The sequence below is a fragment of the Streptomyces rapamycinicus NRRL 5491 genome, from assembly GCF_024298965.1.
Taxonomy (GTDB): Bacteria; Actinomycetota; Actinomycetes; order Streptomycetales; family Streptomycetaceae; genus Streptomyces; species Streptomyces rapamycinicus.
Genome location: NZ_CP085193.1, coordinates 6,573,594 through 6,597,885, shown reverse-complemented (window position 1 = coordinate 6,597,885; position 24,292 = coordinate 6,573,594). Strand labels below are relative to the sequence as shown.

At 69.4% G+C, this 24,292-nt stretch carries 21 protein-coding genes and 1 pseudogene; 12 read left to right on the top strand and 10 right to left on the bottom strand.

The window, feature by feature from the left end; translation table 11 throughout:
* Positions 1-227: 227 nt before the first annotated feature.
* The 3 genes from ispF to LIV37_RS27860 form a co-directional block, all read right to left on the bottom strand.
* Complete coding sequence (gene ispF / locus LIV37_RS27870) at positions 228-719, bottom strand: 2-C-methyl-D-erythritol 2,4-cyclodiphosphate synthase (RefSeq protein ID WP_121824428.1); 492 nt, start codon at positions 717-719, stop codon at positions 228-230.
* The gene (gene ispD, locus LIV37_RS27865; protein WP_020870428.1) at positions 709-1,503 is read right to left on the bottom strand and encodes a 2-C-methyl-D-erythritol 4-phosphate cytidylyltransferase; all 795 of its coding nucleotides are present in this window, start codon (positions 1,501-1,503) and stop codon (positions 709-711) included. The genes ispF and ispD overlap by 11 nt, the downstream gene beginning before the upstream one ends.
* Positions 1,504-1,856: 353 nt before the next feature.
* A complete protein-coding gene (locus LIV37_RS27860; protein WP_009716930.1) occupies positions 1,857-2,339 on the bottom strand; it encodes a CarD family transcriptional regulator in 483 nt (160 codons plus the stop codon).
* 654 nt (positions 2,340-2,993) lie between these two features.
* On the opposite strand from LIV37_RS27860, the gene LIV37_RS27855 reads away from it, so the two are divergent.
* A complete protein-coding gene (locus LIV37_RS27855) occupies positions 2,994-3,701 on the top strand; it encodes a hypothetical protein (RefSeq protein ID WP_020870427.1) in 708 nt (235 codons plus the stop codon).
* Positions 3,702-3,768: 67 nt separating this feature from the next.
* On the opposite strand, the gene phoP is transcribed toward LIV37_RS27855, so the two are convergent.
* Both phoP and phoR read right to left on the bottom strand, forming a co-directional pair.
* Positions 3,769-4,449, bottom strand: a complete 681-nt coding sequence (gene phoP / locus LIV37_RS27850) for a two-component system response regulator PhoP (RefSeq protein ID WP_020870426.1) — start codon at positions 4,447-4,449, stop codon at positions 3,769-3,771.
* Positions 4,446-5,741, bottom strand: a complete 1,296-nt coding sequence (gene phoR / locus LIV37_RS27845) for a two-component system sensor histidine kinase PhoR (protein WP_020870425.1) — start codon at positions 5,739-5,741, stop codon at positions 4,446-4,448. Before phoR ends, phoP begins: the two co-directional genes overlap by 4 nt.
* A gap of 324 nt (positions 5,742-6,065) precedes the next feature.
* Between phoR and phoU the strand changes: the two genes are divergently transcribed.
* The 5 genes from phoU to LIV37_RS27820 all read left to right on the top strand — a co-directional run bounded on the left by phoU (position 6,066) and on the right by LIV37_RS27820 (position 14,860).
* On the top strand, positions 6,066-6,743 hold the full coding sequence (phoU, locus tag LIV37_RS27840) for a phosphate signaling complex protein PhoU (RefSeq protein ID WP_020870424.1): 678 nt from the start codon (positions 6,066-6,068) through the stop codon (positions 6,741-6,743).
* Between the two features lie 618 nt (positions 6,744-7,361).
* Positions 7,362-7,592: a hypothetical protein gene (locus tag LIV37_RS27835; RefSeq protein WP_020870423.1), complete on the top strand. Its 231-nt coding sequence runs from the start codon at positions 7,362-7,364 to the stop codon at positions 7,590-7,592.
* 457 nt (positions 7,593-8,049) lie between these two features.
* Positions 8,050-12,303 (top strand): WD40 repeat domain-containing protein, encoded by a 4,254-nt coding sequence (locus tag LIV37_RS27830; protein WP_121824429.1) that lies wholly within the window; start codon positions 8,050-8,052, stop codon positions 12,301-12,303.
* Positions 12,304-12,625: 322 nt separating this feature from the next.
* Complete coding sequence (locus tag LIV37_RS27825) at positions 12,626-13,549, top strand: FkbM family methyltransferase (RefSeq protein WP_243146291.1); 924 nt, start codon at positions 12,626-12,628, stop codon at positions 13,547-13,549.
* A 135-nt stretch (positions 13,550-13,684) separates the two neighbouring features.
* Positions 13,685-14,860 (top strand): DUF6777 domain-containing protein, encoded by a 1,176-nt coding sequence (locus LIV37_RS27820; RefSeq protein ID WP_121824431.1) that lies wholly within the window; start codon positions 13,685-13,687, stop codon positions 14,858-14,860.
* A 10-nt stretch (positions 14,861-14,870) separates the two neighbouring features.
* Here LIV37_RS27820 and LIV37_RS27815 read toward each other — a convergent pair whose 3' ends face one another.
* From LIV37_RS27815 to LIV37_RS27805, 3 genes are all read right to left on the bottom strand, one after another.
* Entirely contained in the window at positions 14,871-15,485 is a 615-nt protein-coding gene (locus tag LIV37_RS27815) for a dihydrofolate reductase family protein (RefSeq protein WP_020870420.1), read from the bottom strand.
* Between the two features lie 96 nt (positions 15,486-15,581).
* Entirely contained in the window at positions 15,582-16,340 is a 759-nt protein-coding gene (locus tag LIV37_RS27810) for a glycosyltransferase family 2 protein (protein WP_121825234.1), read from the bottom strand.
* 2 nt (positions 16,341-16,342) lie between these two features.
* The gene (locus LIV37_RS27805) at positions 16,343-17,128 is read right to left on the bottom strand and encodes a GntR family transcriptional regulator (protein WP_020870418.1); all 786 of its coding nucleotides are present in this window, start codon (positions 17,126-17,128) and stop codon (positions 16,343-16,345) included.
* Between the two features lie 170 nt (positions 17,129-17,298).
* Between LIV37_RS27805 and LIV37_RS27800 the strand changes: the two genes are divergently transcribed.
* The gene (locus tag LIV37_RS27800) at positions 17,299-17,910 is read left to right on the top strand and encodes a DJ-1/PfpI family protein (protein WP_020870417.1); all 612 of its coding nucleotides are present in this window, start codon (positions 17,299-17,301) and stop codon (positions 17,908-17,910) included.
* A 177-nt stretch (positions 17,911-18,087) separates the two neighbouring features.
* A complete protein-coding gene (locus LIV37_RS27795) occupies positions 18,088-18,588 on the top strand; it encodes a GNAT family N-acetyltransferase (RefSeq protein ID WP_243146155.1) in 501 nt (166 codons plus the stop codon).
* 180 nt (positions 18,589-18,768) lie between these two features.
* On the opposite strand, the gene LIV37_RS27790 is transcribed toward LIV37_RS27795, so the two are convergent.
* A protein-coding gene (locus LIV37_RS27790; protein WP_167525852.1) for an IS5 family transposase occupies positions 18,769-19,568 on the bottom strand; the annotation gives its coding sequence in 2 pieces (ribosomal slippage) (positions 18,769-19,229 and positions 19,229-19,568; 801 coding nt in all).
* Between the two features lie 46 nt (positions 19,569-19,614).
* Here LIV37_RS27790 and LIV37_RS27785 point away from each other — a divergent pair.
* The 3 genes and pseudogenes from LIV37_RS27785 to LIV37_RS27775 all read left to right on the top strand — a co-directional run bounded on the left by LIV37_RS27785 (position 19,615) and on the right by LIV37_RS27775 (position 21,814).
* Positions 19,615-20,409, top strand: coding sequence for a hypothetical protein (locus LIV37_RS27785; RefSeq protein ID WP_020870414.1), 795 nt, complete (start codon positions 19,615-19,617; stop codon positions 20,407-20,409).
* A gap of 158 nt (positions 20,410-20,567) precedes the next feature.
* Positions 20,568-21,210: pseudogene (locus tag LIV37_RS27780) on the top strand (site-specific integrase); the annotation flags it as partial.
* Between the two features lie 397 nt (positions 21,211-21,607).
* Positions 21,608-21,814: a hypothetical protein gene (locus LIV37_RS27775; protein WP_243146156.1), complete on the top strand. Its 207-nt coding sequence runs from the start codon at positions 21,608-21,610 to the stop codon at positions 21,812-21,814.
* A gap of 100 nt (positions 21,815-21,914) precedes the next feature.
* Here the strand turns inward: LIV37_RS27775 and LIV37_RS27770 are convergent, their stop codons facing one another.
* A complete protein-coding gene (locus tag LIV37_RS27770; protein WP_020870410.1) occupies positions 21,915-22,676 on the bottom strand; it encodes a phosphoglyceromutase in 762 nt (253 codons plus the stop codon).
* Between the two features lie 175 nt (positions 22,677-22,851).
* On the opposite strand from LIV37_RS27770, the gene LIV37_RS27765 reads away from it, so the two are divergent.
* Entirely contained in the window at positions 22,852-24,279 is a 1,428-nt protein-coding gene (locus LIV37_RS27765) for an MDR family MFS transporter (RefSeq protein WP_243146157.1), read from the top strand.
* Positions 24,280-24,292: the final 13 nt, after the last annotated feature.

The window sequence follows — 24,292 nt, the reverse complement described above, 5'->3', positions numbered from 1 at the left end:
CTTCCGTCACGGGGACACAGAAGCGTGACACTCGGGACGCGGGCGACACTCCGGACGCGCCCGCGCGCCCCCTGACCGCCGGAACGCCGGGCGGCGTCACCCCCTGACCGCCGGGCGGCGTCGCCGCCGGAGCACCCGCGCCCCCCGTGCGCACCACGGACCGGGCGCCGTTCGCCTGGGTGGTCGACGCGGAGCACCCGCGCCCCCGTGCGCACCACCGGTCGCCCCTACCCGCGGAACACCAGCGCCGTCGCGATCGCCGCGAGCCCCTCGGCGCGGCCGGTCAGCCCCAGCCCGTCCGTGGTCGTACCGGACACCGAAACGGGGGCGCCCACGGCCGCCGTCAGCGCCTTCGTCGCCTCTTCGCGCCGTTTGCCGATCTTCGGGCGTACGCCGATCACCTGGATCGCCACATTGCCGATCTCGAAGCCCCCGTCCCGGACGATCCGGGCGGCCTCGGCGAGCAGCGTGGTGCCGGCCGCGCCGGACCACTCGGGGCGGTCGGTGCCGAAGTGGGCGCCGAGATCGCCCAGCCCGGCGGCGGAGAACAGCGCGTCACAGGCGGCGTGCGCGGCCACATCGCCGTCGGAGTGCCCGGCGAGTCCGTACTCCTCGCCCTCCCAGAGCAGCCCGGCGCACCACAGCTCACGCCCCTTCTCGAAGGCGTGCACATCCGTACCGATGCCCACCAGGGGGAGCATCGCCGCGTCAGAAGCCATCGTTCGCCCTCCTGCGGGCCAGGACCGCCTCGGCCAGTACCAGGTCCAGCGGCCGGGTCACCTTGAACGCCTCCTCGTGGCCGGGAACGACCACGACCTCCACACCGAGCCGCTCCACCATGCCCGCGTCGTCCGTGGCGCCCTCGCCCTCCAGGACGATCTTCTCGTGGGCGGCCACGAGCGTGGCGCGGTCGAAACCCTGCGGGGTCTGGACGGCGCGCAGCAGGGCGCGCTCGGGGGTGCCGACCACCGGCTCGGGCTCACCGGCCCGCTCCCCGGTGCGCGGCTCGACCCGCTTCACGGTGTCGGTCAGCGGCAGCGCCGGGACGACGGCGGGCGCCCCGTCCCGTACCGCGGCGACGACCGCGTCCACCGTGTCCACGGGCACCAGCGGCCGGGCCGCGTCGTGCACCAGCACGGTGCTGACGGTCTCGGGGACGGCGGCAAGACCCTTGCGCACCGACTCCTGGCGGGTCTCACCGCCGGGCACGACGACCACCTCGGTGGTGTCGCCGAGGCTGCCGCTCAGCGGATGCGCGTCCAGCAGCCGCCGCACCTCGTCGGCGCCGTCCGGCGGGGCGACCACGACGACGAGGGAGACGGAGCGGGATCCGGCCATCGCCCGTACGGCGTGGACGAGCATGGGGGTGCCGCTCAGCGGGCGCAGCGCCTTGGGGGCGCCCGGGCCCAGCCGCACTCCGCGGCCCGCGGCGGGGATCACGGCGGCGGTGCGGGCGGTTCGCCCGGACGCGCCGGAGCCGCCGTGATCCGGTGTTGCGGACATTGAGTTGGCGTTCAGGTTTGCTTCCTCAGCCGAAATGGGTATGGCCACAGCGTGCCGGGCGCGATGCCCCGACCGGCCCCTTCCGTGACGACTGGTCGAGCCAGCTGCCCGGGCCCGGCACACCTATACCGCGCACCGTGCGCGCGGTGGCGCATCGGTACCGGGTGCGATGGACCGCACCAGGTGCGATGGACCGGGGGCTCAGAGATCACTCGGGGGATCAAACGGGGGATCAAAGGAGATCACTCAGGGGATCAAGGGCGTCCGGCGCGTACACATGCCGCAGCGCCCGGCGACAGACGATTTAGCGGGAATTCACGTCTGAGTCACTCGGGCACCACGGCATTGATTTGTCAGGACGCGAGAACCTCGTCGAGCAGGGCCTCGGCCTTGTCCTCGTTGGTGCTCTCGGCGAGGGCGAGCTCGCTCACCAGGATCTGGCGGGCCTTGGCGAGCATGCGCTTCTCACCGGCGGAGAGTCCGCGCTCACGCTCTCGGCGCCACAGGTCACGCACGACCTCGGCAACCTTGATCACATCGCCGGAGGCGAGCTTCTCGAGATTTGCCTTGTAGCGACGGGACCAGTTAGTCGGTTCTTCCGCATACGGTGCGCGCAGCACCTCGAAGACCCGGTCCAGCCCGTCCTGGCCGACCACATCACGCACACCGACGAACTCCGCATTGTCCGCCGGCACACGAACCGTCAGGTCACCCTGGGCGACCTTCAGCACCAAGTAGGTCTTGTCCACGCCTTTGATCTGGCGAGTTTCGATGGCCTCGATCAGCGCGGCCCCGTGATGGGGATAGACCACGGTGTCGCCAACCTTGAACGTCATGTGACAGGTACCCCTTCCGTGGCTATCCAGGGTAACACGGGAACGCCTTCTTCTGAATGGCGTTTTCGCAGGTCAGGGCATATCTCGGGGCTTGACAAGTGCGGCAGGGACGTGCTGCACGAGGCCTGCGGAACCGGGTATTCGCAGGTGGGAGCGGCTGTCCGGGCACCCCGAAACCCACCCGTTACGCGTCGGAAGAAGCCCGGACGAGTGGTCCTACGTCCCGTTTTGCCGGAGTCCAGTCGATGGACTTCCGCTACTCCGTTCGGATCAGGAGCGAGGGATCCGGCCCCGATTCGCGAATTGATCACGGAGTTGATCACGCAGAGCGGATCAAGTCTGTGATCAATTCTCGGACATGCATGGATTCCTTACCGATAATCTCCCGCGCGACCGGTCGAGCCGATATTCGGGACTTCGGGACGGCGCCGCACGGACCGCGTAACGCACGCGGGGAAGCGCGCCGGAACCACACCGGAACCCACCGGGACCACACCTGAACCACGCCGGAACCACGCCGGAACCGGCGGCGTACGGGCGTGCCGCCCCGGGGCCGATCGCCTAGGGGCGGGTCGGGTGCGAGCCGAAGAGGGCGGATCGGTAATCTAAGCGCGCTGATCCAACCTTTACCTCGTCCTAGGAGATGCCGCCGCCGTGAGCAGCAGCCTTCGACGCGGCGCCCTCGCCGCAGCCGCCATCGTGGTCTCGATCGCCCCGCTCTCCGCCTGCGCGGCGGGGAACGACGCGCAGACGCTGGGGGTCAAACCCGACAACGCCGCGACGTCCGTCGGGGACATCAAGATCCAGAACGCCACCGTGGTGACCCAGCCGGACCGCACCGCCGAGGGCCCGGCCGTCGTCACCGGCCGGATCTTCAACAACGGCAAGAACGACCAGACCGTCAAGGCCATCACCCTCCCCGGCACCAGCGCTCGGGTGAAGCTCTCCCCGGCCAAGGGCAAGGGCCCGGTCGTGGTCCCGCGCGGCGGCTCGGTGGCCTTCGGCGGCGAGGGCAACGCCTCCGCCGTCGTCAGCGACGGGCGCGAGGCCACCCAGGACGGCAACGCGCAGCGGGTCGTCTTCGACCTCAGCTCGACCGGCAACATCCCGATCACCGCGTTCGTGGTCCCGGCGAAGAGCTACTTCAAGGGCTGGGGCCCGTCCGAACTGCCGACCGCCAAGCCGACGGGCCCGGCGACGCCCAGCGGCAAGCCGAGCGGTAAGCCCAGCGGCACCGCCAGTGGTACGCCCTCTGGCACCCCGTCGGGCACGGCGAGCGGCCAGCCCGGCGGCGAGCAGAGCAGCGGCGCCCCCAACGGCATCGCCTCCGGCGAGCCCACCCCGAACGGCGGCGGTCACTGAGACCCGCCCAGGCATGCGTGAGGGCGGCCCTGGACCTTTCCAGGGCCGCCCTCACGCATGAGCCGGTTTACGGCTCGAACTTGTAGCCCAGACCCCGCACCGTCACCAGGTACCGAGGCGCGCCCGGGTCGGGCTCGATCTTGGCCCGGAGGCGCTTGACGTGGACGTCGAGGGTCTTGGTGTCGCCCACGTAGTCCGCGCCCCAGACGCGGTCGATCAGCTGCATACGGGTCAGCACCCGGCCCGCGTTGCGGAGCAGCATCTCCAGCAGGTCGAACTCCTTCAGCGGGAGGTCCACCTTGCCGCCGCCGACCGTGACCACGTGCCGGTCGACGTCCATCCGGACCGGTCCGGCCTCCAGGGCGGCCGGGGCGATCTCCTCCGGCTCACCGCGGCGGCGCAGCACGGCTCTGATCCGGGCGACCAGCTCGCGCGAGGAGAAGGGCTTGGTCACATAGTCGTCGGCGCCTATTTCCAGCCCGACCACCTTGTCGATCTCGCTGTCCTTGGCGGTCACCATGATCACCGGGACATTGGACCGGCCGCGCAGCTGGCGACAGACCTCCGTACCGGGCAGGCCCGGCAGCATCAGGTCGAGCAGCACCAGGTCGGCGCCGTTCCGCTCGAACTCATCGAGCCCCTCGGGGCCGGTGGTCGCGATCGCGACCTCGAATCCCTCCTTGCGAAGCATGTACGACAACGCGTCGCTGAACGATTCCTCGTCCTCGACGACCAGAACTCGGGTCACGGAAGGACCTCCGGGGCTGAGAGTGGTTCATTGGTGAAGGTCTCGTACGGCCGGCCGTGGTCCTCGCCATCGAGGTCTCCGGTGTCGTACGACTCGCTCGACTCGCGCGTCTCGCTCCGCGAGCGGTCCCGGTCCCGCGCCGCACCGGCTTCCGGGAGTCTCAGGGTGAAGGTGGAGCCCTGTCCCTCGGCGCTCCACACGGTGACCTCCCCGCCGTGCGAGGCGGCCACATGCTTGACGATGGCGAGCCCGAGCCCGGTCCCGCCGGTCTGCCGCGAGCGGGCCGGGTCGACCCGGTAGAAGCGCTCGAAGATCCGCTCGCGGTCCTTCTCGGAGATGCCTATGCCCTGGTCGGTCACGGCGATCTCGATCAGGTCCCCGCCGGTCGCGGGGATTCGGCGGGCGGCGATGCCGACGCGGGTGCGGGCCGGGCTGTAGTTGACCGCGTTCTCGACGAGATTGCCGAGCGCGGCGGCCAGCTGGCCGCGGTTGCCCCAGACGTGCAGATCGGCGGTGCCGCCCGTGGCCATCGTGATCTGTTTGGTGCCCGCCTGGTGGCGGCACCGGTCGATGGCCTCGGCGACGAGCTCGTCCACCCGGACCGGTTCGGCGTCCTCCAGCGGGTCGTCGTTCTGCACCCGGGAGAGGTCGATGAGCTCCTGGACCAGGCTGGTCAGGCGGGTGGCCTCGACCTGCATCCGCCCGGCGAAGCGGGTGACCGCCTCCGGGTCGTCGGACGCGTCCATCACGGCCTCGGACAGCAGGGACAGCGCGCCGACGGGGGTCTTGAGCTCATGGCTGACGTTGGCGACGAAGTCGCGTCGTACGGCCTCGATCCGGCGGGCCTCGGTGAGGTCCTCGACGAGCAGCAGGACCAGCCGGGAGCCCAGCGGGGCCACTCTGGCGGAGACGGCGAGCGCGTCGCCGCCCCGGCCGGTGCCGCGGCGCGGCAGATCGAGCTCGATCTGCCGGATCTCGCCGTCCCGCCGGGTGTCGCGGGCCATCGCCAGCATCGGCTCGACGGCCAGTTTGCCGCCGCGCACCAGGCCCAGCGCGTACGCGGCCGAGCTCGCCTTGACGACGGCGTCCGCTTCGTCGAGGACGACGGCCGAGGAACGCAGTACCGACAACACTGTGTCCACGCCGGGCGGCAGCACTGCGTCGGTATGCAGCGAGGAGCGCGTAGGCTTCGCCTGTTCACGCTCGCTCCAGCGGAACGCCAGCATGGCGATGACGCCGGTGCACAACCCGGCGAGCGCCGCCACTGCGGCGATCGCCGCGTTCACGTTCATGCATCCAGGTTATGCGGGCGGCGAGACCCCTCCACAGCCCCGTGACGATCCCCTCGGTCAGACGTTGCCGAGAGTTCACCGAGGAGTCGGTATCGGTTCACTCCGGACGTTTCGTCGAGCGGGCCTCACACGGGGCAGCCGGGGCCGCGTTGCCGAGAGTTCACCTGGGCATCAGGTGTGATTAACGCCCGATGCCGGAAGCGGACGCGTTTCGGCCGGAGCGTGGAAGTGTGAGGCCCCGGGGCATGAGCCACGGAGAACTGCCAGGAAACCTGTCAGAGCCTGTCAAAGATCGTCACCGAGAGTCAGTGAAAGAGGTCAGTGATGCGGGACGCGTACCACGAGGAGCTTGATTCGATCGGGGACGGCCTGGTCGACATGGCCCGGCTCGTCGGTTCGGCCATCGGCCGTGCCACCACTGCCATTCTCGACGCGGACCTCAAGCTCGCCGAGAGCGTCATCGCCGCCGATGAGAAGGTCGATGATCTGCAGCGGGACCTGGAGGGACGGGCGATAGCCCTGCTCGCCCGGCAGCAGCCGGTCGCCACCGATCTGCGGATCGTGGTGACCAGCCTGCGGATGAGCGCCGATCTGGAGCGCTCCGGCGACCTCGCGCAGCATGTCGCCAAGCTGGCCCGGCTCCGCTTCCCGAACTCGGCCGTGCCGCACGATCTGCACGCCACGATCCTGGAGATGGGCCAGCTCGCCCAGCGGCTGATGGCGAAGGCCGCCGAGGTCATCATCACCAAGGACGTCGACCTCGCGCTCCAGCTGGAGCAGGACGACGACGCGATGGACCTGCTGCACCGCACCCTCTTCCAGCACCTGATGGACGACCGCTGGAAGCACGGCATCGAGACGGCCGTGGATGTCACGCTGCTGGGCCGCTACTACGAGCGGTTCGCGGACCACGCGGTCTCGGTCGCCAAGCGCGTGGTCTACCTGGTCACCGGTGAGCACGCCGACGAGATATCCCCGCAGGGGGATGTCGAAGGGGCGTGAGCGCCAAAGGGGCGTGAGCGCCAAAGGGGCGTGAGCATGACCGTGCGCAGGCGCGAGCGGCTACGGAGCGTGAGCGTCTGCGACGGTGTGCATCAACGCGCCGTCGACGCGCCCCTGCGCCCGGCCGCCGGGTCGTCGGCACCATGAGCAGCAGGTGACGTGACCCCTCCCGAGGAGGAGACGCATGGCGGACCTCTCCAAGCCCGAACCCGCTCCGACCCACCCCGTCGGCGCATGCGGCTGCGGCTCGGGCTGCGGCTGCGGCTGTCAGTCCGGCGGCCCGTGCCAGTGCGGCGGCAACTGCGGCTGACCGGCGCGACCGATACAACCGACACGACGGAGGGCCTGGGACCGGTGACCGGTCCCAGGCCCTCCGTCGTGTCTTCCAGACTTCTCTTGCGTCGGCCCCGGCATGTCCCGCCCGAGGTGCGGTCGGGGCCGGAAGCGGCGAGCCTGGTCCTGTGACTCCGCTCCCCCGCCTGAAGGAGGGGGAGCTTCCAACCCGAAGGTGGCGGTCCAGCCCAAACCGATCCCTTCCGGGACAAGAGGAAAATATCATGGCCCAGGGATGCGATTCCCCCACCGGCTGAAGCCAGTGGTCCCCCCGCTAGGAGACTGATGGAGGACAAGACCCCGGCCCCGCCTCGCGTCGTGGTGGACGAACCGCTGGACGGCCGCCGCCGTGTGCTGATCGACGGCGCCGACGTCGGAGTGGTGGTGAGCCCGGACGAGCTCCGGCGGCTCCTGCACCGCGCGGGTGTGATGGAAGAGGACGCGCCCCTCGACAACCCCGCGCTGATCGAATGGAACGGCGGCGGCCCCGGCGACTGGCCCGCCGCGCCCAGATGACGTAGCGGGGACGACAGAGACGTAGCAGAGACGACAGAACCGCCACAACGTCCGGCGCCGGTCCCTCCCCTCGTGGGGACCGGTGCCGAACGCTGGAGCGGTGCCGATCCGCGCCATACGGGTGCGGATCGGGGGGCCGGATCCGTGGTCGACACGACCGCCGTCCCCGAGGGGAGCGGCTTCACGGATCTCCGGGGCTCACGCGACGCGCCGGTGACCACCGTCTCGTGACCGCGGCGAAAGCTGACCGAGAACATGCGGTGCCATGGGTTGTCTCTCCGTGCGCTGAGCTGATGGCCTGGCTGGACGGCTCGTGGTGGATGCGCTATCGCGCCATGATCCTGCCAGCTGCGCCTCCCACCGAGGAGGTTCCGGTATCACGCCGCCGGTTTCTCCGCTGGTCAGCCATATAAAGTGAGTTTTCCGGTCCGGATGTCCAGCGCGGGGGAAGTAAGGAGTGGAGACCTTGAGTTCCGACTCGGGGGCACGCATAGCCTTCGCGGAACGCCTCGCACTGCTGTACAGGGAGGCCGGTAATCCTCCCCTCAAGAGCGTGGCCGAGGCGGTCGTCCGACTCCAGCGGACCGATGAGCGGGGGCGTCCCGTACGGGTCTCCGCCCAGCGGATCAGCGACTGGCGACGAGCGAAGAACGCACCCGCCCAATTCGCCGCCCTCGCGGCCGTCCTGCATGTCCTGATACCCGACGCACGGCGCTCGCGGCCCGTGCCGGTGTCCCCGGGCCTGTACGACATGGCCCGCTGGCAGCGGCTGTGGGAGCGTGCGCTGGCCGACCCGGTCGGCGAACGGCCCGCCCCGGCCGCCGAAGAAGAGGAAGGGCCCCCGGTTGAGGGTCCGGCGGTCCCCGGCGGCGTATGCCCGTACCGGGGGCTGGCCTCGTACCGCCGGCAGGACGCCCGGTGGTTCTTCGGCCGGGAGCGGAGCACGGACGCCCTCGTCACCCAGCTGCACGCGGCGGAGAAGACGGGCGGCCTGGTCGTGCTCGTGGGCGCCTCGGGGGCGGGGAAGTCCTCGCTGCTGAACGCCGGTCTGGTGCCCGCGCTGCGCACCGGGGCGCCGGGCGACGGGGACAGCCGGGCGAGGGGTGTACTGCAACTCGTACCGGGCGGCGACCCGCTCGCGGAGCTGGTCCGCCATATCCCCGAACTCGCGCGTGTGGTCCCCACGACGGAGGAACCGGAAACGGACGAACCGGATCCGGAGGCGGACGCTGACGCGGAACCGGACGCCGACGCGGACACGGACGCGGACGGACGGGCGGCTGACGGCCCACCAGCGGACGCGCCGACAGCGGACGCGCCAACAACAGACACACCGACAGCAGACGCGCCAACAGCGAACAAATCAACACCAGACAAACCGACAGCAAACAATCCAGCCACACACGAACCGGCCGCCTACGAACCAACGGCATACGAACCAGCCGCCGAACCCGGCACCCCACAATTCGCCCACACGGTCCGCGAGGCCGTCACCGCATGGGCGGACCGCGAGACGCCGTCCTCCGACGCCCGCCCCGTCATGATCGTGGACCAGTTCGAGGAGGCGTTCACCCTCGGCTCGGGCGAGGCCGACCGGCGTACGTTCATCCAGCTCCTCCACGCCGCCTGCACCCCCGCCGGCCCCGGTGAGCCGCCCCCCGTGCTCGTCGTCCTCGGCATCCGCGCCGACTTCTACGAGCTGTGCCTGGGCTACCCCGAACTGGCCGACGCGCTCCAGCACCGGCACATGGTGCTCGGGCCGCTGACCACAGCCGAGTTGCGCGAGGCGGTGACCGGCCCGGCCAAGGCGGTGGGCCTGGAGCTCGAACCGGGGCTCGCGGAACTGATCGTCCGGGAGGTGAGCGCCGACGGCCCGCGCGGGACGCATGACGCGGGCGTACTGCCGCTCCTCTCCCACGCCCTGCTCGCCACCTGGCAGCGGCGGAAGGGCGGACGGCTGACGCTGGCCGGTTATCGCGCGGCGGGCGGCATCCAGGGGGCGGTGGCGGCGACCGCCGAGCGGGCCTGGTCCAGCCTCGACTCCGAGGCGCGCACCGCCGCGAGGCTGCTGCTCCTCCGGCTGGTCCGGCTGGGCGAGGACACCCAGGCCACCCGCAGACGGGGGACCCGGCACCAGCTGGCGAGGGAGTCTACGGATCCGGGCAAGACGCAGGAATCGCTCGAAACGCTGGTCCGCGCCCGCCTGGTGACGCTCGACGCCGAGACCGTGGAGATCACCCATGAGGCGCTGCTCCACGCCTGGCCCCGGCTGCGCGACTGGATCGACGAGGACCGCAACGACCATCTGGTGCGCCAGCGGCTGGAAGAGGACGGCCGGTCCTGGGAGGGCTCGAACCGCGACTCGTCCCTGCTCTACCGGGGCTCCCGGCTGGAACAGGCCCACACCTGGGCGAAGACCGCCGGCGGCACCTATCTGACCCGTAGCGCGGTGGAGTTCCTGGCCGCTTCGGTGCGGCTGCGCAGGCGTACGGTGTGGCTCCGCCGTGGCGCGGTGTCGGCGCTGGTCGCGCTGGCGGTGCTGGCCGCCGGTACGGCGGTGGTCGCGTGGCAGCAGCGGGACGACGCGGTGTTCGAGCAGGTGGTCACCGAGGCCGATCGCTTCCAGAACACGGATCCGTCGCTGTCCGCCCAGCTCGCCCTGGTGGCACACGACTTGCGGCCGCACGACGAGGCCACCAGAAACCGGCTGCTGTCGGTGGTGAACGCGCCGCTGGCCACGCCGCTGCACGGCCATACCGGCGCCGTCTACCTCACCTCGTTCAGCCCGAACGGGCAGCTGCTGGCCACCGCCAGCTACGACCGGACCGTACGGCTGTGGGACGTGAAGGACCGGACCCGCCCCAAACCGCTGGGCAAGCCCCTCACCGGCCACACCAGCTGGGTGAGCAGCGCGGTATTCAGCCCGGACGGCAAGACCCTCGCCAGCGCGGGCGACGACGGCACGATCCGGCTGTGGGACGTACGGGACCCCCGCCATCCGCGCCGGCTCGGCGCGCCCCTCTCCCGCCACGACGGCACGATCTATCTGCTCGCCTTCAGCCCGGACGGGCGCACGCTGGCCACCGCCACGGAGAATCGCGTGGTGCGCCTGTGGGACATGCGGCGCCCGGACCGGCCGAAGGCGATCGGCGCGCTGACCGGCGCCACCGCCGCCGTGCGCTCCGTGGCGTTCAGCCCCGACGGGCGGACGCTGGCGGCCGGGGGCGACGATGCCTCGATCAGGCTGTGGAACATGGCCGATCCGCGCCGGCCGAAACGGATCGGCGAGGTGCTGACCGGCCACAAGGATCTGATCCACTCCGTGGCGTTCAGCCCGGACGGCCGGACCCTCGCCAGCGGCAGCGCGGACAACACCGTCCGGCTGTGGGATGTCGGCGATCCACGTCACGCGGAGCCGCTGGGCTCGCCGCTCACCGGCCACATCGGCCCCATTTGGTCGGTGTCCTTCAGCCCGGACGGATCCATGCTCGCCGTCGCCAGCCAGGACAGTACGGCGAGCCTGTGGAACGTCAGCGATCCGGCGTACCCGTCACAGGTCGGCGAGCCGCTCGCGGGCAGCAGCGGCGAGATGTACGCCCTGGGCTTCAGCCCCGACGGGCGGACCCTCGCCACCGGGAGCGGCGACAACACGGTCCGGCTGTGGTCGATCCCGACGTCGGACATGGTCGGCCGGATCGGGGTGTTCCGCCCGGACGGGCGGGTGCTCGCCACGGCCGGGCGCGACGAGAAGGTCCGGCTGTGGAACGTGGACGATCCCAACCGGCCGGTGCCGCTGGGCGAGCCGTTCGACCCCGGCGAGGGCTCGGTGCGGGAGCTGACCTTCACCCCGGACGGCCACACCCTGGCGATGATGACCGGAGACCGCCAGGTGCGGCTGTGGAACGTCACCGATCCGACCCGGCCCGTCCCGTACAAGCCGCCCGTCCCCCTGCGGACCCGGTTCGCGGGCGCGCTGGCCTTCACGCCGGACGGGCGCATGATGGCGACCGCGTACAACGACAACACCATCCAGCTGTGGAACGTCAGCGACCCGTCGCATGTCCGCCGACTCGGCAAACCGCTCACCGGCCACCGGGGCTACGTCAACACCCTCGTCTTCACCCCGGACGGCCGCACACTGGCCAGCGGCAGCGCGGACAACACCATCCGGCTGTGGAAGGTGACCGACCCGCGCCACGCCACCCCGCGCGGCGGGCCGGTCACGGGCCACCTCGGACCCGTCAACGCGCTCGTCTTCAGCCCGGACGGCCATACGCTGGCCAGCGGCAGCGACGACAACACGGTCCGGCTCTGGAACGTCACCGACCCCGGCAGGGTGACCCGGCTGCGGTCCCCGCTCACCGGCCACACCGACGCGATCGTGTCGCTGACCTTCAGCCAGGACGGCGACACGCTCGCGAGCGGCGGCAACGACAACGCGGTCCGGCTGTGGGACGTCACCGTCCCCTCCAAGGCCACGTCCATCGGCCAGTCGCTGAGCCCCAACGCCAAGACCGGCAACTTCCTGTCGTTCAGCCCGCACAGCCGGATGCTCGGGGTGTCCAGCGGCGCGGACACGGTCCGGCTGTGGAGCCTGGACGTGGAAGAGGCGGAGCGTCGCATCTGCTCGATGACGCGAGGCGTACTGACTCCGGAGAAATGGGACGAATACCTCTCCCGGCTCTCGTACACGCCTCCGTGCGGTCAGTAACGACGTTGCGCGAACGTTGCGTGATCGCGGTCACAACTGCTCCCGCAAGGGAGGAGTCGGCTTCCCCATCCCGGCGGCCGCGTTACTCTTAGGTACAGCCCGACCGCTGGTGCATCCCCCGTCGCCAGCGGTCGGGCGCTTCCATGTCCGGACCATGGCTGGACCTCGTCCGGCCCCTGTCCGGGCCATGGCTGGACCCTGTCCGGACCATGGCCGGACCTGTCCGGGCATGTCCGGGGGACACTGGGCACCAGTGCGGCGGCACCGAACGAGACCGCACGCCGCACACAAGAAGACACCTCCCCCACCTGGAGACCCCGTGATCCGCAGGCTCGTCGACCAGGCCGCTCTCGACCTCGGCCGCGAGTACGTCCGCCACGCGCCCTGGAGCGCCGGAAAGCGGGCCCTGGTCGAACGCCACCTCAACGCCGCCCTGCGGGACCGCCCCCTGCACCGCCTGGCCCGTACCCGCTTCGGCGCCACCTTCGCCGTCGACACCCAGGACCTCATCCAGCGGTACCTCTACCTCTTCGGCGTCTGGGAGCCCCATATGACGCGGTGGCTCCAGCGCCGGCTGAAGCCCGGGGACGTCTTCGTGGACGTCGGGGCCAACATCGGCTACTACAGCGTCCTCGCCTCCCGCCTCGTCGGCCGCGGCGGGACGGTGGTGGCGATCGAGGCCTCACCGACGTTCCACCAGCTCCTCCAGCGCCACGCCCGGCGCAACGACCGCACCAACATCCGCGCCCTCAACGCGGCCGTCTCCGACCGCGACGAACTGCTGACCTTCATCCTCGCCAGCTCCCGCAACATGGGTGCCAACAGCGTCGTCCCCTACGACGGCCCCGCCGAGTCCACCTTCGAGATCGCGGCCCAGCCCCTGCCCGACCTCCTCACCGACGACGAGATCACCAACGCCCGGGTCATCAAGATCGACGTGGAGGGCGCGGAAGGCAGCGTGGTCCGCGGCCTCGTCCCCCTCCTCGACAAACTGCGCCCCGACGCCGAACTGACCGTCGAGGTCACCCCCCAGCGCATGTCCGACCTGGGCGACTCCGTCGAAGACCTGCTGACCGCCCTCAAGGACCACGGCTTCCACGTCTACCGCCTGCCCAACGACTACGCGGCAGCCAGCTACCCCGACGCCCTGCGGCACCCACCCGAGGTTCCGGTCCGCTGGCGAGGCCCGGTCACGGAGGAAAGCGACCTGGTCTTCTCGCGGGTCGACGCGGAGACGCTGCCCTAGCGCCTCTGAAACAACCAATCATCCATCGACAGCGTGTGCTGAAATCACCCATAAGTAGGGGAGGAACCCCTCCCCCTCAGGGGAACCAGAGCACGCATGGCGCGAGCAGAGTGAGAGGTGAGGGAAGGATGAAATATGAGCTCGAACTCATGGCGCCTCACCTCGCGTCGCACACTACTGATCATCGGACTCATTGTCGTCGTGATCGTCGTAGCGGTGTTCGCGATCATCTATACCTCCCGGAAAGCGGAGGCAGTTGAATATCGCCGGGAGCCGGTCGGGACGACTTCTGTGCCGGCGTTCACGCGCCCCGTGGGAACTGACCAGAGAAACGTAGCGTCACCCTCCAGCGGGGGTCGGACCTTCCAAAGCAACGCGCCTGGGCTGTATGCCGGGACCCCGGGTCAGGCCCCTTGCAATGGACAGGCACTGATCACCGAACTGCAGGCCGATCCGAGAAAAGCGGCAGCATGGAGTCAGATTCAAGGAATTCGGTCGGCTGACATACCGAACTACGTCAGTCAACTGTCGAGTGTCACTCTGCGCTCGGACACGTATGTGACTTCCTACGGATTCCGCAGTGGCGAGGTGACGTGGGACGGCCTGGTCCTCCAGGCCGGGACCGCGGTCTTCATCGATAAGCGCGGAACCCCTGTCGCGAAGTGCAACTGCGGGAACCCCGTGAAAGTGACCGCACCACCGCAAGGCGCCCAGGCGACGTTCAGCGGGCCAACATGGTCCAGCTTCTCATCCAACTCCGTCACTGTCGTCAATACGTCATCGACCGTCGTCAAACAGATCACTATGGTCCAGATCAACAAGGGTGTCGTCTTCGTACGCGGGGTCGGCGATGGCAGCGAGGGAAATTCCGACGACAACGTATTGTCACGGAATGAATACCCCGGAAGCATGGCAATGGGTGGAGTGCAGGGCGTGATCGATCTGCCACCTCCGCCGAAGGTGACCCCGGACCCGTCTGAAACCGAGACCGAGTCTCCGCCGACAACCGAGCCCCCCTCTGAAACGACCTCGCCGCCTGGGACCACCGAGTCTCCGTCGCCGACTACCCCACCTGAGTCGACCACACCGCCTGAGTCGACCACACCGCCGGATGAGACGACCCCGCCGCCATCCGAACAGCCGCCATCCGAACAGCCGCCTTCTGAACAGCCGCCGTCCCAGCAGCCGCCGTCCCAGCAGCCGCAGCAGCCTCCGAACCAACCCGAGCAACCGCAGCAACCCCAGCCCGAACAGCCCCAACCACAGCAACCTCAGCCGCAGCAGCCGCAGGAACAGCCGCCTGCTTCATGAGGAACTCGTGCTACTGGTCGTCCTGGGGCAGGTGGGTCTTGGCGTCCTCGTAGGTGGCGTCGGCGGTGGACTCGGCCGGGGCGTAGACCAGGTGCAGCACACCGGTGCTGAACGTGGCGGAGGAGAGCAGCTTCAGCGGGATCGTGGTCTCGGCCTCGTCGAACAGCCGCATGCCCTTGCGGACGGCGATCGGGTGGACCAGCAGGTGCAGCTCGTCCAGCAGGCCGTGCGCCATCAGCTGCCGGACGACCGAGACCGAGCCGCTGAGGGCGATGTCCCCGCCCGGTTCGTTCTTCAGCGCGGTGACGGCGTCGGCGAAGTCGCCCTTGAGCTGCTCGGTGTTCCGCCAGGTGAAGCTGAGTTTCTGGCGGGACAGGACGATCTTGCGGGCGTCGCCGAGCTTCTTGGCGAAGTGGGCGTCCTCACCGCCCGCCGCCTCGCGGTCCGGCCAGGCTCCGGCGAAGCTGTCGTAGGTCTTACGGCCGATGAGGAGGGTGTCGGCCGCGCCGAGGCCCGCGTCGACGGCGGCGCCCATCTCGTCGTTGAAATACGGGAAGTGCCACTGGTCGGGCGCCTCCACGACTCCGTCGAGCGCGATGAACAGGCTGGCGGTGATCTTCCTCATGACGCCCCTCCATGGGATGCGAATGCCGTCGGTGAGCTCTTCCTCCTCTCAGACCGGGAAGCCCGCACAAACTCATCGGTGGCGGCGAGCGGGTTTTCAGCGGCTGTCGTAGCGCCAGCCCTCCATGGCGGCCAGGACCCGGGCCCGCGCCTCGACCACCGCGAACCGTGCCGCGCGCTCGGCCGCGTCGGTGTGGGCGGACTGGCTGGTGACCTGGCCGGGCCACTTGCGGTAGAGCAGACCGGTCTCGGCGGTGAACCAGCCGCGGCTGACCGCGTTGAGGGCCATGAGGAGGCCGGTGTCCTCGGAGGCGGGCAGGGCCATCCAGCCGCCCAGGGCGAGGAGCAGGTCCCGGCGTACGAAGAGGGTGGCGGGGTGGACCTGGGCGCGGTGGTCGTTCGCCCGCCAGAATTCGAGGACCGCGCCGCGTGCGATGGGCCCCTGCGGCGGGTCACCCTCGAAGCCGACGGTGGAACCGTCGGGCAGCAGGTCCAGGGCGCGGGAGGTGGCCCAGCCGAGCTCGGGGTGATCGGTGAGCGCGCGGAGGTCGCGGGCGAGGGCGCCGGGGGTGAGCATGTCGTCGGCGTCCAGCACCTTGATGTACGCGCCCTCGGCGCGGGAGAGCCCCATCGTGCGCGCCATCGCGGCCCGTCCGGCCCGGCCCTGCCCGAAGCTGACGCGCACGTCGTCGGGCACGTAGGGCCGTACGGCGTCGGTCTCGCCGTCCTCCTGGATCACCCACTGCCAGTCCCAGCCGTCCGGCAGCTCCTGCTCGCGCAACGACTTGTGGGCGTCCGGCAGATGCGCCGCGCCCGGGGCGTGGACCGCGGTGATGACGGTGATGGTGTTCGGCATGGTCACCACCTCTTCAGGGGCGTGGTGAAGACGAGTTCCGTACGGTCTCCGCACAACGTCACATCGGAGACCTCGACGACCCGATCGTCGATGTCCGTACAGATCTTCCGGAGAACGATCACCGAAACCCCCTTCTTGAGGCCGAGCGCCTCCGCCTCCTCCACCGTCGGCGGCCGGGCCGTGATCCGCTCCTCTATGCGGTCCAGCTCGATGCCGATCGTGTAGAGCTGATTCTGGGTGCCGCCGGGCCAGGGCTCATGGGCGGCGTCGAGCAGGTCGGGATTGGCGGCCACGACATCGTGGACCAGATAGGAGTGCACGAGCGCGAACGGCGCGTCCTCCTCACGGCAGTTGGTGCGGTAGATCCGCTCCAGCAGCCGCGTGCCCACGGCGACCCCGAAGACCGACGCCAGGTCCTCGTCGGCCTTCGCATCGCGGTACTCGGCGTGAAACGCGAGGTCGCCGACCTCCAGCCCGGTGTCGTGCTCGGTCGACCCGGTCCGCAGCCGCTCCGCCCTGGACCGGCGGGCCCGGTCCTTCTCCCACTGATGCCGCTCATTGCTCCGCTCGACCCGCCGGCGCGGCGTCCGTACGAACGTCCCCACCCCGTGCCGCCTGTCGATCAGCCCCTCGGCCACCAGCTCCGACAGCGCCCGCTGCAGCGTAGGCACGCTCGTCCGATACCGCGCCGCAAGCTTGTCCTCGGCCGGAAGCCGCTCCCCGGGTTCGAGCTGACCTGCGCGGATGCTCTGACGAAGGGCGTCCGCGATCTGCTCGTACTTGGCCATGGGTGCTCACCGTCCTAGGTCGCGCAGACACTTTCAGCATAAGTCCTAAAGACGTCTTAAGGACTGGGCCCCAGGGCTGGACGAGCCACCACCCACCAATTGGCCCGCGCCCCGACCACAGCACACCTGGGAGGCTGAGCACCCGCCCTGCCGTAGTCGAGGGAGATGCCATGCAGCAGGTAGCCGTGGTCACGTTCGATGGATTCAACGAACTCGACAGCTTCATCGCCTCGGCACTGATCAACCGGTGCCGAAAGGACGGCCTGGAGGCGTTCATCACCACGCCGACGCCGGTCATCACCTCCATGAACGGCGTCGAGATCACCGGCCAGCGCCCGATGGAGTTCGTGACGGAAGCCGACGTCGTACTGATCGGCAGCGGCGTGAAGACGCGCGACGTGGTCGCCGACGACCGTCTGATCTCCAGGCTCCCCCTCGACCCGTCACGCCAGCTGATCGGCGCCCAGTGCTCCGGCGCACTGGTCCTCGCCGAGCTCGGGCTGCTCGACAACATGCCCGCCTGCACGGACATCAAGACCCGCCCCTTCGTCGAAGCCAGCGGCGTCACCGTCCTGGACGTCCCCTTCCACGCCGAGGGCAACATCGCCACGGCGGGCGGCTGCCTGGCCTCCCAGTACCTCGGCACATGGGTCATCACCCGCACCCTCGGAGACGAGGCCGCCCGAGGCGTCCTCGACTACGTTGCCCCGGTCGGCGAAAACCAGGAAACCGTCGAGCGCGCCCTGCGAGCGGTCCACACAGGCGAGGCCGCCCTGAGCTGACGCCCCGGCGCATCAGCTTTCCGGGCAGCGGCTTCGCCTGACGCCCCAGTCCGCGATTGAAGTCGCAGTGGGATCGGATAGTGCGGGCCGATATGCTCATACGCCTGTTCGGAGCAGGCGGACTGAGATACTCCGGCCATGGATGCTGGGGTGATGGGGAGCGATACCCGATCGGACATGGCAGTGCCCGCGCGGACCACGTCGGCGCACGCCGAGGGCTGGGTGCTGCGTTCTGCGGTGGCAGCGGACATCGAGGTGATCGCGGAGTTGCGGGCCACGGTCATGCGTGCGGACTTGGAACGCCTTGGGCGCTACGACGAGCACCGGGTACGGCAGCGGCTGCGGGACTCCTTCTCCCCGCAGCACACGTCGATCATCATGATCGACGGTGAACCGGCAGGTTGCGTCACCGTCCGGCCCGCCGAAGGCAGGCAGTGGCTGGAGCACTTCTACCTTGCTCCGCACTGTCAAGGCCGAGGGCTTGGATCCGCTGTGTTGCGCACGGTACTGGAGCGAACGGACGCGCAGGGCATGACCGTGGGCTTGAACGTCTTGCAGGGCAGTGCTGCCCGTCGACTCTACGAGCGCCACGGATTCGTCGTGGAAGCCCAGGACCCGATCGACGTCTTCATGATGCGCCCGCCGGGGGCGACGGCGAGCACTCCTGCGAAAACCTGACCCGCAACGGTGCGATGGCCCCGCCTCGGCCCGCGAGGTGGTCTTCCACGGCCGTGACGTGACGGCGGCCGCACGGGTTACTTCGAGTGTGACCAAGAAGCGGGCGCGTGCGGCCTTGTCCAGCCTGGCAGTCGTCGACGCTGATCACCATCAAGCCCTTCCATGGCCTTAGAGGTCATCTCATTTGGCGAGTCTGCGGTAGCAGATGAGGGTACAGGCGATGCTGGTGAAGGCCAGGAAGTGGGCGGCCTTGCGTTCGTAGCGGCGGTGCAGGCGGCGGCATCCGGCGAGCCAGGCCATGGTCCGTTCGATGGTCCAACGGTGCCGTCCCAGGCGCTTGGAGGACTCGATGCCCTTGCGTGCGATGCGGTGCCGGACACCGCGCTGGCGTAACCATCGGCGCAGGTGGTCGTAGTCGTAGCCCTTGTCGCCGTGGAGCTTGGCAGGCCGTCGTCGGCGGGGTCCGCGGCGGGAGCGGATGGGCGGGATGCCGCGTACGAGCGGTTCGAGGGCCTGGCTGTCGTGCAGGTTCGCGCCGGAGATCCCGACAGACAGGGGCAGTCCGGTCCGCTCTGTGATCAAGTGGATCTTCGAGCCGTACTTGCCCCGGTCAACAGGATTCGGGCCTGTCAGGTCCCCCTTTTCAGGGCCCGCATGTTCACCGAGTCGATCGCACAGCGGGACCAGTCCAGTTCGCCGCGGGAGCCGAGTTCATCGAGGACCAGGCGATGGAGCTTCGCCCACACCCAGGCCTTCGACCACTCGGCGAAGCGACGGTGGGCCGTGGCTCCCGACGGCCCGAACGAGGCGGAGGGCAGTTGCTGCCACGTGCAGCCCGACGTTGCCACGAACACGATCGCAGCCAGCACCTCCCGGTCGCCATGTCGGCGTCGGCCACCTCCTTGAGGCCGGGTCGGCGCTTCCGGGAGCACGCGTTGGAACAACTCCCACAGCTCATCCGGCACCAGCCGCTCAACGATTCCCACGTCAGCAGGCTATCGAACGGCCCAAATGAGATGACCTCTTATGCGTAAGCGCGCCACCGTGGCCGCCGTTGCCAGCGCCCTGGCCCTGTCCGTGTTCGTTGTTCCAGGCGCCGCCCAGGCGGATGAGTCCGTGGGTGACACTGAAATCACCAAGGTGGTCGTCAACAGCGGGTCCAACATCGTCCTGGGCACCACGAACCCGAAGACCTTCACCATCGCGGTGACCGCCACCGACAACTCGGGCATCAAGGAGGACTACACCTTCCCCGTACTGTGGCACGGGCCCGGCCAGAAAATGCCCGACGACCCCTACGGGCTGGTTACCCCCGACGACGTGTCCGGTGACTGCGTGGCTCACAGCACCACCACGACTACCTGCACCTTCACCTTGACCATGAACCCGCAAATCGACCCTCAAGACAACACCACGGCCGGAACCTGGAAGGTGCGCGCCAGCGCCAGTGGCAACGACTGGGACTATGTCAGCAAGGACGTCGCCGCCACGGTGAAGGTCAGGCGCTACGCCAAGCTGACAGTCAACGCCTCGCCGGAGCCGGTGAAGAAGGGCAAGACCCTCAGTGTCACCGGCAAGCTGACCCGCGCCAACTGGGAGACCTACAAGTACGCCGGCTACACCGGCCAGCCGGTGAAACTGCAGTTCCGCAAGAAGGGCACCAACACCTACACCACCGTCAAGACGGTGACCACGGGTACCGGCGGCGCTCTGAAGACCACAGTCAAGGCCGCCACCGATGGTTACTGGCGCTGGTCATTCGCCGGCACCTCCACCACCGGCACCGCCACCGTCACCGCCGACTACGTCGACGTTCAGTAAGCAACGATGCAGCACCCGCGGCGCCGGGTCCCCTCAGCCGGGGCCCGGCGCCGTGTGTTTCCGAATGGACCGGCGTCCGGGATGACGAGGGGCCAGCCTGGGAGGGAACGCCCTCCTGAGCTGGCCCTCTTCTGTGCCCCGGCAGGATTCGAACCTGGGCCGCCATGCCGGAGCGCTATCAGGCCATGGTCGGCCTGGACGGCGGCTGCGGGCTCCGCCAGGGCGAGATTCTGGGCGTGGCCGTCGACGCGATCGACTTCGAGTCGGACACGCTCCACGTGGTCCAGCAACTGAAGCTGAGCCGTAGCAAGGGCCGTGTTCGCCCCGCCCAAGGACGGCAAGTTCCGGGACGTATCGCTGCCCGGTCCGGTCGCCGACGCGCTCCGGGAGCACATGAAGCGGTTCCCGCCGGTCGAGATCACCTTGCCGTGGGAGGTGTTCGGCAGTCCCCCGGTGACCAAGCGACTGATCATCACCGGGCCGCGTCGTGGGCACGTCTGACGGACCTCGCTCAACGAGGAGGCGTGGAAACGGGCGCTGGCCATGGCGGGGGTCATCCCAGTGCCCGAGCGAGGTCAGCCGTACGCGGAGTCCCGCGAGAACGGCATGCACGCGCTACGCCACTTCTACGCGTCCGTGCTCTTGGACGCCGGAGAGAGCATCAAGGCCCTCGACGAGTACCTCGGCCACTCGGACCCAGGCCTGACGCTCCGCGTGTACGCACACCTGATGCCGTCCAGCCGGGAGCGCACTAGAAAGGCCGTCTCCACCACCTATCAGAGACTCGACAAGCAGAATTAGTAGCAAGCTAGTTAGCCCAGCAGGGAGCTCAATAGCGAGCTCAATAGCTAGCCCAGTAGGGAGCTCTATACGTAGCTCAATAGCTAGCTCAATAGGAAGCTCGATACGTAGCTCAATACGTATCTCAATAGCTAGCCCAGTAGGGAGCATGCGCACCGCCGCGTCCCCTGCAGGGAACCTCAGGGAACCTTAAGGACTGTAAGGACCGTAAGGAAAACGGTGGAACACTCGGGACGGGCAACCTGCCCATACCCTCGGGCGCGAGCAGCATGGCTTTTCAGCTGCACATTTGTGCGCCGGATGAGAGCTATGAGAAAGTCTCCGCGGCATAAGAATGCCGCCCCGGCATGGGCGGCATTCGTCTCCATTGCCACGTTCTCAGCTATCACCTGGACAAGTGAAGCGAACACAGCTGGAGGGCTCCATGGTCCCACGCGTCGGCGTAACCGTCGACATCCACCCTCGCGATCTGCCGATCGCGCTCATCGGTACGGCTGGCGGCGCGTTCGCCCTGTGGGCCAACGCCCCCGCCGAGATCGCCATCCCGACGGCCCTGCTGATCGTCTTCGACATCCGCATCCGCCGCTGGCGCCGACGCACCTGACGGCCCGATCAAGCACCTGACGGCCCACAGGCGGCCCCAGGATGCCAACAAGCCCCTCACCTGCCGCGAAACCGCAGGTGAGGGGCTTGATCGTTCCGTGTTACTTCTTCTTGCCCTGGTTCTTGACTGCCTCGATGGCGGCCTTCGCGGCGTCCGGGTCGAGGTAGGTACCGCCCGGGTTGACCGGCTTGAAGTCGGTGTCCAGTTCGTAGGAGAGCGGGATGCCCGTCGGGATGTTCAGGCCCGCGATGTCGGCGTCGGAGATGCCGTCCAGGTGCTTGACCAGGGCGCGGAGGGAGTTGCCGTGCGCCGCGACCAGGACCGTCTTGCCCGTCAGCAGGTCCGGGACGATGCCGTCGAACCAGTACGGGAGCATGCGGACGACGACGTCCTTGAGGCACTCCGTCTGCGGGCGCAGCTCCGGCGGGAGGGTCGCGTAGCGCGGGTCCGCGAACTGGGAGTACTCGGCGTCACGGTCCAGCGGGGGCGGCGGGGTGTCATAGGAGCGGCGCCACAGCATGAACTGCTCCTCGCCGAACTCGGCGAGGGTCTGCGCCTTGTCCTTGCCCTGGAGCGCACCGTAGTGGCGCTCGTTCAGGCGCCAGCTGCGGTGGACCGGGATCCAGAGGCGGTCGGCGGCTTCCAGGGCGAGCTGCGCGGTGCGGATGGCGCGCTTCTGGAGCGAGGTGTGGACCACGTCGGGGAGCAGGCCGGCGTCCTTCAGCAGCTCACCGCCGCGGACGGCCTCCTTCTCGCCCTTCTCGTTCAGGTTGACGTCCACCCAGCCGGTGAACAGGTTCTTCGCGTTCCACTCGCTCTCGCCGTGGCGGAGGAGGATCAGCTTGTACGGTGCGTCGGCCATGCCGTCGAGCCTACTGGACCGGTCTGAGGGGGTCGGTTGACGGACCCCGTCAATTGACTGGCGGGGTGGGGGTCGTATCGGTAAGTTGCGGATGCTGGTTGTGCCACTTACATTCCGCGCCGCTCATGGGATGCGCGGCTTACCGGCTGTGGCATTCACAGGGGGGAGTCGTCCGGTGTCCGTCGTCCGACTGAGGCAGGCCGCGAAGGAGAGCGTCTCGGGGTTGCCCCGGGAGTTCTGGTGGCTGTGGACCTCCACGCTGGTCAATCGACTGGGTGGGTTCGTGGCCACCTTTCTTGCCATGTACCTGACCGTGGATCGGGGCTATTCGGCGATGTTCGCCGGGCTGGTCGGGGCGCTGCACGGGCTGGGCGGGGCGGTGTCGGCCGTCGTCGCCGGGGTGCTGACCGACCGGCTGGGGCGGCGCCCCACGCTGCTCGTCGCACAGCTGTCGACGGCGGTCACGGTCGCCGTGCTGGGGTTCGTCCAGGACCCGGTCGCCATCGCCGTCGTGGCCTGCCTCGTGGGGATGACCAGCAACGCGTCACGGCCCGCGGTGCAGGCGATGATCGCCGACATCGTCGCCCCAGGGGACCGGGTACGGGCCTTCGCGCTCAACTACTGGGCCATCAACCTCGGCTTCGCCGTCTCCGCGGCGGCGGCCGGACTGATCGCGCGCCACGGCTATCTCACGCTCTTCCTGGCGGATGCCGGGATGACGCTGCTGTGTGCGGTCATCGTCTTCGGCAAGGTGCCGGAGTCCCGGCCCGAGCGGGAGCGTGCCGCCGAGGGGGTGGTGGCGGATGCGCCGGAGCGCGAGGTCGGGTTGGGCGCGGTGCTGCGGGACCGGCGGTTCATGGCCGTGGTCGCGCTGTCGTTCCTGGTCGCGACGCTCATCCAGCAGGCGTTCGTGGCGCTGCCCGTGGCGATGGGGGCGGACGGGCTGTCCAGTACGGACTTCGGCGTCGCGATCGCGACGAACGGCGTGCTGATCGTGGCCGTACAGATCCCGGTGACGCGGTTCCTCGAACATCGCGATCCCGCGCCGCTGCTGATGGTGTCCGCGCTGCTGACCGGCGCCGGGTTCGGGCTGACCGCCTTCGCCGGGTCGGTCGGGATGTACGCGCTGGCCGTGATGGTCTGGACGGTCGGCGAGATCATCAACTCTCCGACGCAGATGGGGCTGGTCGCCCGGCTCTCCCCGACCCATGGGCGCGGCCGCTACCAGGGGATGTACACCCTCTCGTGGTCCCTCGCCTCGCTCATCGCCCCGCTCGCGGGCGGCGCCGTCATGGACCGCTTCGGCGCGGACGCCCTGTGGGCGGCCAGCGCCGTGGTGGGCCTCGTGGCGGCCGGGGGGTACGTGGCGCTGGGGCGCGCCCTGCGGAGCCGGCCTGCGGCCGGCGGGGGGTCCGAGGGTGGGGTGGATGTGGGTGCGGATGCGGATGCGGGTGGTGCTTCGGTTGCGGCTTCGACTTCGGCTTCGGCCCCGGCTGGTGAGGTTGGTGCCGCCTCCGAGGGTGGGGCTGGTGCCGCCTCCGAGGGTGGGGCTGGTGCCGCCTCCGGTGCGGGAGTGCCTGCGGTTGGGGCGGGTTCCCAGTAGCGGGCGCTGCTTC

Bases quoted from the DNA above. Each gene is read 5' to 3' on its own strand.
- LIV37_RS27835 (WP_020870423.1), top strand. From the start codon at position 7,362: ATGGAGGACAAGACCCCGGCCCCGCCTCGCGTCGTGGTGGACGAACCG.
- ispD (WP_020870428.1), bottom strand. From the start codon at position 1,503: ATGTCCGCAACACCGGATCACGGCGGCTCCGGCGCGTCCGGGCGAACC.
- LIV37_RS27800 (WP_020870417.1), top strand. From the start codon at position 17,299: ATGCAGCAGGTAGCCGTGGTCACGTTCGATGGATTCAACGAACTCGAC.
- LIV37_RS27815 (WP_020870420.1), bottom strand. From the start codon at position 15,485: ATGAGGAAGATCACCGCCAGCCTGTTCATCGCGCTCGACGGAGTCGTG.
- phoR (WP_020870425.1), bottom strand. From the start codon at position 5,741: ATGAACGTGAACGCGGCGATCGCCGCAGTGGCGGCGCTCGCCGGGTTG.
- LIV37_RS27795 (WP_243146155.1), top strand. From the start codon at position 18,088: ATGGCAGTGCCCGCGCGGACCACGTCGGCGCACGCCGAGGGCTGGGTG.
- phoU (WP_020870424.1), top strand. From the start codon at position 6,066: ATGCGGGACGCGTACCACGAGGAGCTTGATTCGATCGGGGACGGCCTG.
- LIV37_RS27805 (WP_020870418.1), bottom strand. From the start codon at position 17,128: ATGGCCAAGTACGAGCAGATCGCGGACGCCCTTCGTCAGAGCATCCGC.
- LIV37_RS27770 (WP_020870410.1), bottom strand. From the start codon at position 22,676: ATGGCCGACGCACCGTACAAGCTGATCCTCCTCCGCCACGGCGAGAGC.
- ispF (WP_121824428.1), bottom strand. From the start codon at position 719: ATGGCTTCTGACGCGGCGATGCTCCCCCTGGTGGGCATCGGTACGGAT.
- LIV37_RS27820 (WP_121824431.1), top strand. From the start codon at position 13,685: ATGAGCTCGAACTCATGGCGCCTCACCTCGCGTCGCACACTACTGATC.
- LIV37_RS27785 (WP_020870414.1), top strand. From the start codon at position 19,615: ATGCGTAAGCGCGCCACCGTGGCCGCCGTTGCCAGCGCCCTGGCCCTG.
- LIV37_RS27860 (WP_009716930.1), bottom strand. From the start codon at position 2,339: ATGACGTTCAAGGTTGGCGACACCGTGGTCTATCCCCATCACGGGGCC.
- LIV37_RS27810 (WP_121825234.1), bottom strand. From the start codon at position 16,340: ATGCCGAACACCATCACCGTCATCACCGCGGTCCACGCCCCGGGCGCG.